At 59.6% G+C, this 14,959-nt stretch carries 18 protein-coding genes; 9 read left to right on the plus strand and 9 right to left on the minus strand.

Features of this window, described 5'->3' with window-relative positions; translation table 11 throughout:
• From WH299_RS27475 to trpB, 3 genes are all read right to left on the minus strand, one after another.
• Window positions 1–440, minus strand: a 440-nt coding sequence (locus WH299_RS27475; protein ID WP_078046221.1) for an anti-virulence regulator CigR family protein, incomplete at its 3' end; no start/stop codon positions are given.
• Between the two features lie 136 nt (window positions 441–576).
• Window positions 577–1,386, minus strand: coding sequence for a tryptophan synthase subunit alpha (trpA, locus tag WH299_RS27480; RefSeq protein ID WP_028618616.1), 810 nt, complete (start codon window positions 1,384–1,386; stop codon window positions 577–579).
• Window positions 1,386–2,612 (minus strand): tryptophan synthase subunit beta, encoded by a 1,227-nt coding sequence (trpB, locus tag WH299_RS27485; protein WP_068937326.1) that lies wholly within the window; start codon window positions 2,610–2,612, stop codon window positions 1,386–1,388. The genes trpA and trpB overlap by 1 nt, the downstream gene beginning before the upstream one ends.
• A 110-nt stretch (window positions 2,613–2,722) precedes the next feature.
• On the opposite strand from trpB, the gene WH299_RS27490 reads away from it, so the two are divergent.
• On the plus strand, window positions 2,723–3,619 hold the full coding sequence (locus WH299_RS27490; protein ID WP_323623003.1) for a LysR family transcriptional regulator: 897 nt from the start codon (window positions 2,723–2,725) through the stop codon (window positions 3,617–3,619).
• On the opposite strand, the gene WH299_RS27495 is transcribed toward WH299_RS27490, so the two are convergent.
• Window positions 3,616–3,942 (minus strand): DUF883 family protein, encoded by a 327-nt coding sequence (locus tag WH299_RS27495; protein ID WP_003170746.1) that lies wholly within the window; start codon window positions 3,940–3,942, stop codon window positions 3,616–3,618. The two genes, WH299_RS27490 and WH299_RS27495, sit on opposite strands and share 4 nt — an antisense overlap.
• A gap of 156 nt (window positions 3,943–4,098) precedes the next feature.
• Here WH299_RS27495 and WH299_RS27500 point away from each other — a divergent pair, with 156 nt between their 5' ends.
• Together WH299_RS27500 and WH299_RS27505 are read left to right on the plus strand one after the other, a co-directional pair.
• Window positions 4,099–4,314, plus strand: coding sequence for a dodecin (locus WH299_RS27500; RefSeq protein ID WP_007953919.1), 216 nt, complete (start codon window positions 4,099–4,101; stop codon window positions 4,312–4,314).
• 115 nt (window positions 4,315–4,429) lie between these two features.
• A complete protein-coding gene (locus WH299_RS27505; protein WP_122730070.1) occupies window positions 4,430–4,657 on the plus strand; it encodes a DUF1161 domain-containing protein in 228 nt (75 codons plus the stop codon).
• Window positions 4,658–4,716: 59 nt separating this feature from the next.
• On the opposite strand, the gene WH299_RS27510 is transcribed toward WH299_RS27505, so the two are convergent.
• Window positions 4,717–5,718: an LLM class flavin-dependent oxidoreductase gene (locus WH299_RS27510; RefSeq protein ID WP_028618620.1), complete on the minus strand. Its 1,002-nt coding sequence runs from the start codon at window positions 5,716–5,718 to the stop codon at window positions 4,717–4,719.
• 217 nt (window positions 5,719–5,935) lie between these two features.
• Between WH299_RS27510 and WH299_RS27515 the strand changes: the two genes are divergently transcribed.
• Together WH299_RS27515 and WH299_RS27520 are read left to right on the plus strand one after the other, a co-directional pair.
• Window positions 5,936–6,367, plus strand: coding sequence for an OsmC family protein (locus WH299_RS27515; RefSeq protein WP_003170750.1), 432 nt, complete (start codon window positions 5,936–5,938; stop codon window positions 6,365–6,367).
• A gap of 216 nt (window positions 6,368–6,583) precedes the next feature.
• The gene (locus tag WH299_RS27520) at window positions 6,584–6,823 is read left to right on the plus strand and encodes a DUF1161 domain-containing protein (protein WP_016969660.1); all 240 of its coding nucleotides are present in this window, start codon (window positions 6,584–6,586) and stop codon (window positions 6,821–6,823) included.
• Here the strand turns inward: WH299_RS27520 and WH299_RS27525 are convergent, their stop codons facing one another.
• Entirely contained in the window at window positions 6,824–7,246 is a 423-nt protein-coding gene (locus tag WH299_RS27525) for a PA0061/PA0062 family lipoprotein (RefSeq protein ID WP_028618621.1), read from the minus strand.
• A 141-nt stretch (window positions 7,247–7,387) separates the two neighbouring features.
• Here WH299_RS27525 and WH299_RS27530 point away from each other — a divergent pair, with 141 nt between their 5' ends.
• Entirely contained in the window at window positions 7,388–8,431 is a 1,044-nt protein-coding gene (locus WH299_RS27530; protein WP_122730072.1) for an aminopeptidase, read from the plus strand.
• Window positions 8,432–8,526: 95 nt separating this feature from the next.
• Here the strand turns inward: WH299_RS27530 and WH299_RS27535 are convergent, their stop codons facing one another.
• Window positions 8,527–9,180 carry an HAD hydrolase-like protein gene (locus tag WH299_RS27535; protein ID WP_122730074.1) on the minus strand — a complete coding sequence of 218 codons (654 nt, stop codon included), beginning with the start codon at window positions 9,178–9,180 and terminating at the stop codon, window positions 8,527–8,529.
• A complete protein-coding gene (locus tag WH299_RS27540; protein ID WP_122730075.1) occupies window positions 9,177–9,719 on the minus strand; it encodes a gamma carbonic anhydrase family protein in 543 nt (180 codons plus the stop codon). Before WH299_RS27540 ends, WH299_RS27535 begins: the two co-directional genes overlap by 4 nt.
• Window positions 9,720–9,773: 54 nt before the next feature.
• On the opposite strand from WH299_RS27540, the gene prlC reads away from it, so the two are divergent.
• From prlC to WH299_RS27555, 3 genes are all read left to right on the plus strand, one after another.
• Complete coding sequence (gene prlC / locus WH299_RS27545; RefSeq protein WP_177409564.1) at window positions 9,774–11,873, plus strand: oligopeptidase A; 2,100 nt, start codon at window positions 9,774–9,776, stop codon at window positions 11,871–11,873.
• The gene (locus WH299_RS27550) at window positions 11,870–12,145 is read left to right on the plus strand and encodes a YheV family putative zinc ribbon protein (protein ID WP_010207776.1); all 276 of its coding nucleotides are present in this window, start codon (window positions 11,870–11,872) and stop codon (window positions 12,143–12,145) included. Before prlC ends, WH299_RS27550 begins: the two co-directional genes overlap by 4 nt.
• Before the next feature lie 125 nt (window positions 12,146–12,270).
• Window positions 12,271–14,274: a M3 family metallopeptidase gene (locus tag WH299_RS27555; RefSeq protein WP_339551867.1), complete on the plus strand. Its 2,004-nt coding sequence runs from the start codon at window positions 12,271–12,273 to the stop codon at window positions 14,272–14,274.
• Window positions 14,275–14,276: 2 nt separating this feature from the next.
• Here the strand turns inward: WH299_RS27555 and WH299_RS27560 are convergent, their stop codons facing one another.
• Entirely contained in the window at window positions 14,277–14,924 is a 648-nt protein-coding gene (locus WH299_RS27560; protein ID WP_122730081.1) for a phosphatase domain-containing protein, read from the minus strand.
• Between the last annotated feature and the right edge of the window lie 35 nt (window positions 14,925–14,959).

A 14,959-nucleotide genomic window follows, 5' to 3' on the forward strand; every position in this document is an offset into this window, starting at 1 on the left:
CAGTTGAGGACGCCGTCGAGGATCTCATAGACGATGCCCGTACCCACGGCGATCAACACCACATCCGGCCCCGAACGGCGCCACTCATAACCTGGGTACACCGGCAGGCGTGCGAGGGCGCGGTTGTCGAGGCGTTCGCCATAGTAACCACGGGGCATCGGCTGGCCGCGCACCAGCCGTACGTTGGGTGGCGGTGGCGCGCCACGTGAAAACTGGCCGTGGTTGTCATGGATGATCTGTCGGACCGGGCCGAAGTCCTGGGGTGGGCCGCCGCGACGGTTGTCCTGCGGGCCGCGATGATCGTCGCCACGTTGTTCGTGCTGGCCCTGCGGGCCGCCACGATCAGGGCCGCCTTGGTCATAAGGCGCGGCCTGCACCAGGGCGCTGGCGCCAAGCACCAGCACGCCAAGGCCGGCAATCACGGATTTAGGCATTTTCATCGGGTATTCCTCAGGGCACACAAGCAAAAAAGGGATTTCGAACGAGGTTCGAAATCCCTTGGTCTTGCTGTTTAGGCCGTGCCCGGGCGGGTTGATTCCTCTGTATCAGGAACTTTACCTACTGCTTACGGGGCCCTTACTTACGCGCGTTACGAACGCCTTCCGACAATGCCGCACACAGGCTCAACACGCCGTCGATGGCTTGCTGGTCATTCTTGGCATTGGCGATATGGTCGATCAGTGCTGAACCTACGACGACACCGTCAGCCAGGCGGGCGATGGCCGCCGCTTGTTCCGGGGTGCGGATACCAAAACCGATGCTGATCGGCAGGTCGGTATGGCGACGCAGGCGGGTCACGGCTTCTTCGACGTGCTCCAAGGTCGCAGCGCCAGCACCGGTCACACCGGCTACTGACACGTAGTACACAAAACCGGAGCTGCCATTCAGAACTGTCGGCAAGCGCACATCGTCAGTGGTCGGCGTGGTCAGGCGGATAAAGTCGATGCCAGCCGCTTGGGCCGGGTCGCACAGTTCGCCGTTATGCTCGGGCGGCATGTCGACCACGATCAGGCCGTCCACGCCGGCTTCCTTGGCGTCGGCGATAAACTGCGGCACGCCGTATTTGTGGATCGGGTTGAAGTAGCCCATCAACACCAGCGGCGTGTCGTTGTTGTCCTGGCGGAACTCGCGGACCATCTGCAGGGTTTTCAGCAGATTCTGCTTGGCTTCCAGCGCGCGAATGTTGGCCAGCTGGATCGCCGGGCCGTCGGCCATCGGATCGGTGAACGGCATGCCCAACTCGATCACGTCGGCGCCGGCGGCCGGCAAGCCTTTGAGGATCGCCAGCGAGGTGTCATAGCCAGGGTCGCCGGCCGTGACGAAGGTCACCAGGGCGGCGCGGTTTTGTTCTTTAAGCTGTGCGAAGCGGGTTTGCAGGCGGCTCATCAGTGTTTCTCCTGCTTGGCGGTTTCCATATGGTGCATCACGGTCTGCATGTCTTTGTCGCCACGGCCGGACAGGTTGACCACCATCAGGTGATCCTTCGGCAGGGTCGGTGCGCGTTTGAACACTTCGGCCAGGGCGTGGGCGCTTTCCAGGGCAGGAATGATGCCTTCCAGGCGGCAGCATTTGTGGAAGGCGTCGAGGGCTTCGTCGTCGGTCACCGAGGTGTACTGGACGCGACCGATGTCGTGCAACCAGGCGTGTTCCGGGCCGATGCCAGGGTAATCCAGGCCTGCGGAGATCGAGTGGGCGTCGATGATCTGGCCGTCGTCATCCTGCAGCAGGAACGTACGGTTGCCGTGCAGTACGCCGGGTACGCCACCGTTGAGGCTGGCGGCGTGCTTGCCGGTCTCGATGCCGTGGCCGGCCGCTTCAACGCCGATGATCTCGACGCTGGTGTCGTCCAGGAACGGGTGGAACAGGCCCATGGCGTTGGAGCCACCGCCGATGCACGCCACCAGGCTGTCCGGCAGGCGGCCTTCCTGGGCTTGCAACTGGTCGCGGGTTTCCTTGCCGATCACGGCCTGGAAGTCGCGCACCATTGCAGGGTACGGGTGCGGGCCGGCCACGGTGCCGATCAGGTAGAAGGTGCTGTCGACGTTGGTCACCCAGTCACGCAGTGCTTCGTTCATCGCGTCTTTCAGGGTGCCGGTGCCGGCAACCACCGGGATCACTTCCGCGCCCAGCAGCTTCATGCGGAACACGTTGGCTTGCTGGCGCTCGATGTCAGTGGTGCCCATGTAGATCACGCATTGCAGGCCGAAGCGCGCAGCCACGGTGGCAGTGGCCACGCCGTGCATGCCGGCGCCGGTCTCGGCGATGATGCGTTTTTTACCCATGCGCCGGGCCAGCAGGATCTGGCCGATGCAGTTGTTGATCTTGTGCGCGCCGGTGTGGTTCAGCTCTTCGCGCTTGAGGTAGATCTTGGCGCCGCCGCAGAATTCGGTCAGGCGCTCGGCGAAGTACAGCGGGCTTGGGCGTCCGACGTAGTCGCGCTGGAAGTAGGCCAGTTCTTCGTTGAAAGCCGGATCGATCTTGGCCGCTTCGTATTCGCGGGCCAGGTCGAGGATCAACGGCATCAGGGTTTCAGCGACGTAACGGCCGCCGAACGCGCCAAACAGGCCGTTGGCGTCTGGGCCGTTGCGTAGATCGGTCTGGGACTGAGTCATGGGACGCTCCAGGAAAGAAGGGGTGTGGGAAGCAATGAGGGTCACTCTACCCCTGACGTTCCATGCTGAAAACCGATAAGATCGCCGCAACCTGTCAGGAAAACTCACAGATGAGCCGAGACCTTCCGCCCCTCAATGCCCTGCGTGCCTTTGAAGCGACTGCGCGATTGAACAGCGTCAGTCAGGCAGCCGAGCAATTGCATGTGACCCACGGTGCCGTCAGCCGGCAGTTGAAGGTGCTGGAGGAGCATTTGGGTATCAGCTTGTTCGTCAAGGAAGGTCGCGGCCTTAAACTCACAGATGCAGGCGTCCGGCTACGGGATGCCAGCGCGGAGGCATTCGAGCGCCTGAGGGATGTGTGTGCCGAGCTGACCCAGGCCAGCGCCGATGCGCCTTTTGTACTCGGCTGTTCGGGCAGCCTGCTGGCGCGCTGGTTGATCCCGCGCCTGGGCCGCTTGAACGCCGACTTACCGGACCTGCGCTTGCACCTGTCGGCGGGCGATGGGGATCTGGACCCGCGCCGCCCAGGCCTGGATGCGCTGTTGGTGTTCGCTGAACCGCCATGGCCGGCGGATATGCAGGTGTATGAGCTGGCCAGTGAACGCATCGGCCCGGTGATGAGCCCGCGCTTTGCCGGCTATGAACGCTTGCGCGAGGCGCCCGCCGAGGCCTTGTGTGATGAAAAGCTGTTGCACACCACATCACGCCCGCAAGCTTGGCCCAGTTGGGCGGCGCAGCACGGCATCGAGCCCGGCGCGTTGAAACACGGCCAAGGGTTTGAGCATTTGTATTATTTACTGGAGGCGGCAGTGGCAGGGTTGGGCGTGGCGATCGCGCCTCAGCCCCTGGTGGCTGAAGACCTACGCGCGGGTCGCCTGGTGGCGCCGTGGGGATTCAGCGAAACCCCGGCGCACCTGGCGCTGTGGCTGCCAAAGCGCGCCGCAGACGGGCGCGCCGGGCAACTGGCGCAGTGGCTCAAGGCAGAGCTACTGCGCGAACCGCTTTAATCGCCGCGTTTGCACAGCAGGTAAGCCGCGAGCAGGCCCAGCGCACCGACGGCAACGCCGGCTGTGGTCCATGGGTGCTCTTGTGCGTAGTCCCGGGTTGCAACACCGGTTTCGCGGATTTTGACTTTGCTTTCTTCGTAGGCGTCGCTGATCAGGTGGCGGGAATGCTTGAGGGCATTCTCGGCATTGCTTTTCAGGGCCTTCAAGGTTTTGCGCGACTCGTCGGATGCATCGTCCTTGAGACTTTCCAAAGACTTGAGCAGGCTCGAAATCTCGGCTTCCATGCTTTCCAGCGACGCTTTGCGTAAAGAAGTGTTGGCCATGTGGACTCTCCTGAAGTGATTGAGTGGCGTGTGTAGATACCGACTACGGCCGTTTCAGAAAGTGCAGTAAATCTGAACTTTCGGGTACGAACAGTCGCCAGAAGCAGTACGAACATTGACTGCTACGCTTGTTTAACGACCCTTAGGAGAACTGCCATGAGTGATCATCACACTTACAAGAAAGTCGAACTGGTGGGCTCGTCCACCTCCAGCATTGAAGACGCCATCAACAATGCGCTGGCCGAGGCCAATAAAAGCATCAAGCATCTGGAATGGTTCGAGGTGACTGAGACCCGTGGTCACATCAAGGACGGCAAGGCTGCGCACTTTCAGGTCACCCTAAAGGTGGGGTTCCGAATTGCCAGTAGTTGATCGCGTCGGTTGAACTTGCTGACTGGCCGATTGCCATAACCTGCGCTACAACCAATGGGTGCCGATGCCACAAGCGTCGGCACGCTCTTTTAGATCAGCGCAAGGAAAGTAACGGATGAAGAAGTTCCTGTTAGCGGTAGGTTTGTTGAGCATTGCCGGCACAGCCCTGGCGGCGGGCAAGCCTTGTGAAGAGCTGAAAAGCGAAATTGCAGCGAAAATCGACGCCAAGGGCGCTTCGGGTTATTCGCTGGAAGTGGTGGATAAAGGCGCTACGCCGAGCGATCACACTGTGGTCGGCACCTGCGAGGGTGGCACCAAGGAAATTGCCTACAAGCGCGGTTAACCCCGTGTTGCAGACATAAAAAACCGACGCGCTGCGTCGGTTTTTTATGTCTGAAGGTTTTAGCCCTTCATCACCTGCGCCAGCAGTTCGTAGGAATGAATCCGGTCGGCGTGTTCGTACAGGTCGCAGGTAAAGATCAACTCGTCGGCGCCGGTCTGCTCGATCAGCACTTCCAGTTTGGCGCGGATCTTCGCCGGGCTGCCTACCATGGCCAGGCCAAGGAAACTGCCGACCGCATCCTTTTCATGGGGCAGCCACAGGCCGTCCATGGTTTTTACCGGCGGGCGCTGCACTAGGCTTTGCCCGCGCATGAGGGCGAGGATGCGCTGGTAGACCGAAGTTGCCAAGTAATCAGCCTGCTCGTCGGTATCCGCCGCCACCAAGGGAATGCCGAGCATCACGTAGGGTTTATCCAGCACGGCTGAAGGTTTGAAGTGATTGCGGTACACGCGAATCGCTTCATGCATCAGGCGGGGTGCGAAATGCGAGGCGAAGGCGTAGGGCAAACCGCGTTCACCTGCCAGCTGTGCGCTGAACAAGCTTGAACCGAGCAGCCACACCGGCACATTGGTGCCCGTGCCAGGCACGGCGATGATCCGTTGGTCGGGGGTGCGTGGGCCTAGGTAGGCCATCAGCTCGGCCACGTCTTCCGGGAATTCATCCGCGCTGCCGGAGCGCTCACGTCGCAGGGCGCGGGCGGTCATTTGGTCGGAGCCAGGTGCGCGGCCCAGCCCCAGGTCGATACGGCCGGGGTAGAGGCTCTCCAGGGTGCCGAACTGTTCGGCAATCACCAGCGGCGCATGGTTGGGCAGCATCACACCACCGGAGCCGACGCGAATGGTCGAGGTACCACCCGCCAGGTAGCCCAGCAACACCGAAGTCGCAGAGCTGGCGATACCGTCCATATTGTGGTGCTCGGCCACCCAGAAACGGTTGTAACCGAACTTTTCCACGTGCTGGGCCAGGTCCAGGGAATTGCGCAGCGACTGCGCCGGGCTGCCATTGGCGCGCACGGGCACTAGGTCGAGGGTTGAAAATTTTACGTCGGACAGCGATTTCATAAGCCTGCTTCTCCAAGGGGGCCGCAGGCTTTTTAGACGAACCAAAACCTGCCGCTTCATGTGCATACCTATGCAATAAGGGCATATACCCGAGATTCAATAGCGCGCCAGGAAAATTCCTACTGTATTGCTAGGTTTCTCCGACAGGATGAACTTTGCCAGTCCGACTACTCTCAGAACCCTTACTGACGCAAAACCACCGTTCGAGGAGACCGCTATGAGTATCGTGAAAAAAGCATCCGCGCATTGGGAAGGTGACCTGAAGACTGGCCTGGGTTCCATTTCCACGGAAACCGGCGTGCTACGTGAAGCGCCCTACGGCTTCAAGGCGCGTTTCGAGGGTGGCAAGGGCACCAACCCGGAAGAACTGATCGGTGCGGCCCACGCCGGCTGTTTCTCCATGGCCTTCTCCATGATTCTCGGCGATGCCGGGCTCAAGGCTGACAGCATCGACACCCAGGCCGAAGTGACCCTGGACCAGGTCGACGGTGGTTTTGCGATCACCGCCGTGCACCTGATCCTCAAGGCCAAGATTCCGGGCGCGAGCCAGGCGCAGTTCGATGAATTGAGCAAAAAGGCCAAGGAAGGGTGCCCGGTGTCCAAGGTGCTGAATGCGACTATCACCCTGGATGGCACGCTCGTAAATTGACACCGCTAAACCGGTAGGAGCCGGCTTGCCGGCGATGAGGCCCTCAGATTTACATGGTTTTTGAGGTCGTCATCGCTGGCAAGCCAGCTCCTACAGTGGTTTTTAGGGTGGCTAAAACATCTGCTTCAAATCAGAACTCGTGTTTTGTAAGTGTGGTCCTATTACCATGCAGCCTAGGCGCACACCCGTGCGCGATGCATTCAGGGAGCTTCACACATGAAACGTTTTGCCTTGGCGATCATTTGCGGTGTATTGGCCACTTCGGCCGTGGCCGCGCCAAAAGATTGTGAAGAGCTCAGGAAAGAGATTGAAGTGAAGATCCAGGCCAAGGCGATTCCTTCGTACACCCTGGAAATCATCACCGCCGAAGAAGCCAAGAATCACGACAGTGCAATGATTGTCGGTTCGTGCGAAAACGGCACCAAGCGCATCATCTACCAGAAAAACAACGACTGATCAGATGCAGTTGACGCTGCGTTCCTCCGCGAGCAACTGACGCGCCGAATCATACAACCGGATATTCGGCGTGAAGGCCAGCGAGCGCCCTTCCAGCACATAACGCTGGCCGGCCTGGAAGTGGTCATATTCCAGGGTCATGAAGCAGGTGCGATACATCATCTGGCTGAGCCCACCCAAACCGCCGCCGGCCGGGACTTCAAAGTCGAAGCGCACCATCAATTCGTGATGGCCGGGCGGGAATTGGAAGAAACGTCCGTCATCCAGGTTCTTGCCGTCCAGGCGCTGCGCCATGACCAGCTTGGAGCCCGGCGTCGGCGTAGTGAAATCGACCCACGCCTGTTGCGGATCCATCGGTGGCACGGGTGTTGTCGTGCAGGCGCTGAGGAACAAAGCAGCGACGGGTAACAAGAGCTGGCGCATGGCAGGCACTCAACGGGAAGAAAGAATTGAGCCTGCTGCGACGGCGGCAGACTTCCTATGAGTATAAACACGTCGAGCCATGGAAAAATTCCGCACAGGCGCGATAGTCTGGCGAGCAAATTACCCAGGAGCGGTCGCGGCATGGTCAGGCGTTTTCTTCCAGGGTTGATGGTTGTGCTGCTCAGCGGCTGCTCCAGTGTCAGTTATTACAGCCAGTTGGCCAGCGGCCAATGGCAATTGTTGCGGGCCCGAGAGCCGGTGGCGCAGGTCATTGCCGACCCTTCCCGCCCACCGCTGTTGCGCGAACACTTGGTGCAATCACAAAAAGCGCGCACGTTCGCCAGTGAGCATTTGCACCTGCCGGACAACCAGAGCTACAGGTTGTACGCCGATATCGGTCGGCCCTATGTGGTCTGGAATGTCTTCGCCACGCAGGAATTTTCCCTGTCCCCTGAAACCCATTGCTTCCCCATTGCCGGTTGTGTGGCCTATCGCGGTTATTACAACCAAGGTGCGGCGCGTGGTGAGGCGGCGTTGTTGAAGCAGCGTGGCATGGACGTGTCGATCGGTGGCGTAGAGGCTTACTCGACCTTAGGCTGGTTCAATGACCCGATCATGAACTCGATGATGAACTGGGGCGATGAACGCCTGGCCACGCTGATCTTCCATGAGCTGGCGCACCAGCGTTTCTATGTGAAGGACGACACCGAGTTCAACGAGTCGTTTGCCAATTTCGTCGAGCAGGAAGGTACACGCCAATGGCGCGCTGCGCGGGGGTTGGCGCCTGATAGCTTGTCCACATCCAAGCAGCGTGATCAGTTTATCCAGTTGGTTCTCGATACCCGGCAACGTTTGGAAAAGCTCTATGCCCAACCGTTGGCCGCTGATGCAATGCGTCAGGCCAAGGTGGCTGAGTTCGAGCGTTTGCGCAGCGATTACCGGCAACTGCGCGACAGCCAATGGGGCGGCGATAAACGTTATGACGCCTGGATCAACCAGCCCATGAACAATGCGCGGCTGTTGCCATTTGGGCTGTACGACCAGTGGGTGCCGGCGTTTGCGGCGTTGTTTGCGCAGGAGGGTGGGGATTGGGTGAGGTTTTATAAGGCGGTGGAAAAGATGGGCGGGATGCCGGTGGCGCAGCGCAAAGCGGCGTTGAGGCACTTGCAAGGTGGTGGCCTTTAGGGCCTCATCGCAGGCAAGCCAGCTCCCACAGTTGACCGATTTTCAACATGAGAACGCTTTCAACTGTGGGAGCTGGCTTGCCTGCGATAGCTATTTTAAGGCCGCTGCAAAAATGCCTGGTGCATCTGCGCCAACGTCTCAAAATGCCAAGTCGGCGCCTCGGCATTCAGCTCTTCAAAACTGCCAAAGCCATACCCCACCGCTGCCGAATCCAACCCGTTGCTGCGTGCGCCGATCAGGTCATGCTTGCGGTCACCAATCATCAGGGTGGTGGCTGGGTCCAGATGCTCTTCGTTGATCAAATGGGCAATCAGCTCGACCTTATTGGTGCGTGTGCCATCCAATTCGCTGCCGTAGATCACCTTGAAGTGCTTCGCGAAATCGAAATGCCGAGCGATCTCGCGGGCAAATACCCACGGCTTGGACGTCGCCACGTACAGCTGGCGACCTTGGCCGCTCAGGTCTTCCAACAGCGGCATCACGCCGTCGAACACACGGTTTTCATACAGGCCGGTGACCTTGAAGCGCTCGCGATAGAAATTCACCGCTTCCCAGGCCTTGGCTTCATCAAAGCCGTAGAACTGCATGAACGCTTGCAGCAAGGGTGGGCCGATGAAGTGTTCCAGCTTGGTCAGGTCTGGCTCATCAATGCCGAGTTTGCCGAGGGCGTACTGGATCGAGCGGGTGATGCCTTCGCGCGGGTCTGTGAGGGTGCCGTCCAGGTCGAACAGCACGGTTTGGTAGTTCATTGATCGAATCCTTCAGCCAGGTGCAGGTCTTTGAGCTTCACGTAGTTCGCGGCGCTGTAGGTGAAAAAGGCGCGCTCCTTGTCAGTCAGCGGGCGGATTTGTTTAACCGGGCTGCCCACGTACAAGAAGCCGCTTTCGAGTTTCTTGCCTGGCGGCACCAGGCTGCCAGCGCCGATGATCACGTCGTCTTCCACCACGGCGCCGTCCATCACGATGCTGCCCATGCCGATCAGGATGCGGTTGCCAACGGTGCAGCCATGCAGCATGACTTTGTGGGCGATGGTCACATCGTCGCCGATCAGCAGTGGGAAGCCATCCGGATTGAACGGACCCGCGTGGGTGATGTGCAGCACGCAGCCATCCTGCACGCTGGTGCGCGCACCGATGCGGATGCGGTGCATGTCGCCACGGATCACGGTCAGCGGCCAGACCGAGCTGTCGGCGCCGATTTCGACATCGCCGATCACCACCGCCGAAATATCGACAAAAGCCCCGGCGCCCAAGGCTGGCGTGTGGTTCTGATAGGTGCGAAGGGTCACGATAGCCTCTCTCTCTTCTGCTGATAGCTGCGGTGGACGTTGATTGTAATTAAGATGGCCCCATCTTTGTTCTTACATGTTTCTTCAGCCAAGGTGCCAACCGTGAGCGCGAACAACCCTCTTCTGCAGTCCTACGACCTGCCGCCGTTCTCGGCGATCCGTGCCGAGCACGTCCAGCCGGCCATCGAACAGATCCTCGCCGACAACCGTGTCGCCATCGAAGGCATCCTGCAAAGCCAGGGGAAAAATCCGACGTGGGCCGGCCTGGTCCTGGCCATGGATGAACTGAATGACCGCCTGGGCGCCGCCTGGAGCCCGGTCAGCCACCTCAACGCCGTGTGCAACAGCGCTGAACTGCGCGAAGCCTACGAAAGTTGCCTGCCGGCGTTGAGCGCCTACTCCACCGAGATGGGCCAGAACCGCGAGCTGTTCCAGGCCTTCGAAGCCCTGGCCAACAGCCCGGAAGCCGCCGGTTTCGACGTGGCGCAAAAAACCATCCTGGAACACTCCCTGCGTGACTTCCGTCTGTCGGGTATCGATCTGCCACCGGAGCAGCAAAAACGCTACGCCGAAGTGCAGAGCAAACTGTCCGAGCTGGGCAGCAAGTTTTCCAACCAATTGCTGGACGCCACCCAGGCCTGGACCAAACACGTCACCGACGAAGCCACCCTCGCCGGCCTGACCGATTCGGCCAAGGCGCAAATGGCTGCCGCCGCCCAGGCCAAAAGCCTCGACGGCTGGTTGATCACCCTGGAATTCCCAAGCTACTACGCGGTGATGACCTACGCCCAGGACCGCGCCCTGCGTGAAGAAGTCTACGCGGCCTACTGCACCCGTGCGTCGGACCAAGGCCCGAATGCCGGTCAGAACGATAACGGCCCGGTGATGGAGCAGATCCTCGACCTGCGTCAGGAGCTGGCCAAGCTGCTGGGTTATGCGTCGTTCTCCGAACTGAGCCTGGCCACCAAAATGGCCGAGTCCAGCGATCAGGTGCTGAGCTTCCTGCGCGACCTGGCCAAGCGCAGCAAGCCGTTTGCCGCCCAAGACCTGCAACAGCTCAAGGCCTACGCCGCCGAACAAGGCTGCGCCGAGCTGCAAAGCTGGGACAGCGGTTTCTACGGCGAAAAACTCCGTGAGCAACGCTACAGCGTGTCCCAGGAAGCCCTGCGCGCCTATTTCCCGATCGACAAGGTGCTGGGCGGCCTGTTTGCCATCGTGCAGCGCCTGTATGGCATCGAAATCGCCGAGCAAAAGGGCTTCGACACCTGGCACCCGGATGTCCGCCTGTTTGAAATCAAGGAAAACGGCCAGCACGTGGGCCGCTTCTTCTTCGACCTGTACGCCCGCGCCAACAAGCGTGGCGGCGCGTGGATGGACGGCGCGCGCGACCGTCGCCGCAAAATCGACGGCGTGCTGCAAAGCCCGGTGGCCAACCTGGTGTGCAACTTCACCCCGGCAGACAGCGGCAAGCCTGCCCTGCTGACCCACGATGAAGTGACCACCCTGTTCCACGAGTTTGGCCACGGCCTGCATCACCTGCTGACCCGCGTTGAACACGCGGGTGTGTCCGGCATCAACGGCGTGGCCTGGGATGCGGTGGAATTGCCGAGCCAGTTCATGGAGAACTGGTGCTGGGAGCCGGAAGGCCTGGCGCTGATCTCTGGTCACTACGAAACCGGCGAAGCGCTGCCTCAGGACCTGCTGGAAAAAATGCTCGCGGCTAAGAACTTCCAGTCCGGCCTGATGATGGTGCGTCAGCTGGAGTTCTCGCTGTTCGACTTCGAACTGCACGCCACCCACGGTGATGGCCGCAGCGTGGCGCAGGTGCTGGAAGGCGTGCGCGATGAGGTGTCGGTGATGCGTCCGCCGGCCTACAACCGTTTCCCCAATAGCTTCGCGCACATCTTCGCTGGCGGATACGCGGCGGGTTACTACAGCTACAAGTGGGCTGAAGTGCTGTCTGCGGATGCCTTCTCTAAGTTTGAAGAAGAGGGCGTGCTCAACGCTGAGACCGGCCGCGCCTTCCGCGAGGCGATCCTGGCGCGTGGCGGTTCCCAGGAACCGATGGTGCTGTTCGTCGACTTCCGCGGACGTGCGCCGTCGATTGACGCACTCTTGCGTCACAGCGGCCTGAGTGAGGACGCGGCAGCATGAGTGAAGGGCCTGTGATCACCAAAAAGCAATTTATCGCCGGGGCGGTCTGTCCGGCGTGCAGCGAGCCGGACAAGTTGAAGATGTGGACCGAAGACAACGTGCCCCATCGCGAGTGCGTGGCCTGCGGTTATACCGACACGCTGAATGACCAGGGGTTGTCGGTGCCCAAGGAATTGGGCACGCGGGTGAATACGTCTGCGTTGAAAGCGCCGGCGGACCCCAAGGTGCAGGCGGTGCAGTTCTTTCCGAATCCGAAGTTGAAAAAAGACTGACCCATTTGATGTTTCTCGCCCTGAAACCAAAGTTTTGGGGCGAGGAGCGTTAAGCATCTACACCCTTCTCTCCTGCGTTGTATTCCAGGATGACAACTCCCACTTGTTGTCTTCAAGGATGCCCAATGCACGACCCCAATCCCCTGTTGCAGGACTATCACCTGCCGCCTTTCTCGGCCATTCGTGCCGAACATCTTGTACCTGCCGTTGATGCGATCGTGCTGCGCGGTCGCACCGAGGTGGGCCGCATTATTGCCAGCCAGCGACACAGCCCGAACTGGGACGATCTGGTGCTGGCCATAGAGGCGGTGACGTCGCGGATCGACGAGGTGTTAACGGTGATTTACATACTCGACAGCGTAAACACTGAACAAAAATGGAAACGAGCCACCGCGCAAGCCACGTTCCGGGGCAGAGAGTTCGTGCGCGATCTAACCAGTAACCGCGCGCTATTTGACTGCTACAAAGCGTTGGCGGCCAGTTCAGCGGCAGGACTGTTCGATGCGTCCCGTCAGAGTTTGCTGAGGCGTACGCTGAAAAAGTTTGAACAGGCCGGTATCGAATTGGAACCTGTCTCGCAGCAGAGGCTGGTGACGCTTAACCTTGAAATTGCCGGGCTTCAGCAGTTGTTCATTAGCCGGTTGGAACAGGCAAACAACGCTTGGCGCAAACACATCACCGACGAATCACACCTGCAGGGGCTTACGCCGACCTTCAAGGCGCGTATGGCGCAAAAGGCCCGTGCCGCCAACCTGGAAGGTTGGCTGATTACCCTGAATGAAGAGACCTACCGAGACCTCATGGCGTACGCGCAAAATCGCGCTTTGCGAGAGGAGGTTTTCATCGCCTACAACACGCGTGCGTCCGATATCGGCCCGCATGCCGGGCAGTTCGACAATGGCCCGCTGCTGCAAATGCTAATGGTCAGCCGTCATCAAAAAGCCAAGCTTTTGGGCCACGCCAACTTCGTTCGATTGGCGCTTGAGCTTCAGGTATTGGATACCGAAGATCAGGTGCTGACGTTTATTCGTGATCAAGTTGCGTCGCAACGTACGGCCTTCGAGCATGACAAACGTCAGCTCACCACGCTGGGCCGTGAACTTGGGTTGACCGATCTGCAGCCCTGGGATTACGCCTATCTGGCGCAGATCATCCGGCAACAGACCAGCGGCGTTGCTGAAGAGACGTTGCGCGCTTATTTCCCGCTGGATACCACCCTGATCCGCCTGTTTGCTTTGCTAAAGCGCCTGTTCGACATCGAAATCAGTGAGCTCGATGGCTTCGACTCCTGGGCTCCCGGGGTTCGACTCTTGCAGGTGCAGGCCTATGGCGAAGTATTGGGGCAGATATATTTCGTACCGTTTTTGCAAAACAGCGATGATTTTCCCAACGCGTTTTCGTTGAAAAACCGCTGGACCACGGCTGAAGGGCAAAGAGTGCAACCGGTGGTTGTGCTCTGCAGCCAGTTTGAAGTGACCCCTGATGAGCCCTGCTTGCTTGCGCATCTGCAGCTCAAGATCCTGTTCCATGAGTTTGGCCATTGCTTGCAGCAGATGCTGATGGGCGTGGGTTATCGCACCAAAATGGGCATTGATGACCTGGGCATAGACAGTGCGGAGTTCTGCGGCCAGTTCTTCGAGCGCTGGTGTGATTCCCCTGAATGTCTTGTCTGGCTGTCAGGCCATGTCGAAACCGGCGCGCAGTTGCCTGAGGCCGTGGCCCGACAGCAAGTGGTGTATGCCAACACTCAAACGTCTTGGGAGCGCGCAGAGTCGCTGACCCTGGCGCTGTTTGATATTGAAGTGCATCGCACCCACGGCGACGGACGCGCAATTGAGCAGGTATTCGCAAGCGCCAACCGTGAGGTCGGGCACCTGCCAGCGCTGGACGCTGTGCGTTACGTCAATGGCTTCAGCCATATGGTGTCGGGATACGAGGGCGGGTTTTATGCTTACCAATGGTCTGAAGTGCTGGCACGTGCAGCCTTCAAAAGGTTTGAGCAAGAGGGGGTGTTCAACCCGCAGACGGGTCGTGCGTTTCGCGAGCTAGTGCTTGCTCCCGGTCACTCTAGATCGTTGGTTGAAGCAGTGCGTTTATTTTTAGACGTTACACCCGGTAACGTGGTTTGAATTCAGGAGCCAGTGTTGGCAGTGTTCATCCAACTCTTCATCGAACACAGGGCGAAGGCACTGGTGCTGCATTCTCCATTGAGTAACGCCTTGCGTAACTTGGCGACATCGGCCCTCATCATGTAGCGAACGCCGTCCTTGAAGCCGTTACTGGTGCCGAAGCCGCCCAAGGTCATCTCGTTCAGCGCATCTTCCTTGCTCCACCCCTGAATCACCACCCGATACATCGCCGCCATCAGGCCGGTACGGTCAGAGCCGTGCTTGCAATGCATCAGCACCGGGCCGTTGGTTTCGGCTTCCTGGATGGCTCTCAACGCCGCCAGCACGTCGGAATCATCGACATGGTTGGTGCGATAAGTCAGCTGTACTTGTCGGATATCGGGCGATTTGAGCCAGTCAGCATCGGATTCCGGCAGGAAATTGATCACGGTGCCGATCTTGAGCTCTTCCAGCAGCGGCGCTGCGTTGCTGTCGGGTAACCCGCTGCGATAGAGCGTGGGCGTCATCTGGTGAAGGTTGTATTGACTTCCCACCGGTTGTGCCCACTCGGGGGAACGGATGGAGATGGGCTCGTCGGCTTGAGCGAAAGCGCTCGAGAACAGCGCGATGAACACGAGGCCGAAGGCCGGCAGCCATTGATTCTTGAGCATGGATGACATGACCGGGCAGGAGATTGGTGAATGCC

The organism is Pseudomonas sp. MYb541, assembly GCF_037479595.1.
In the GTDB taxonomy this organism is placed as follows: Bacteria; Pseudomonadota; Gammaproteobacteria; order Pseudomonadales; family Pseudomonadaceae; genus Aquipseudomonas; species Aquipseudomonas canadensis.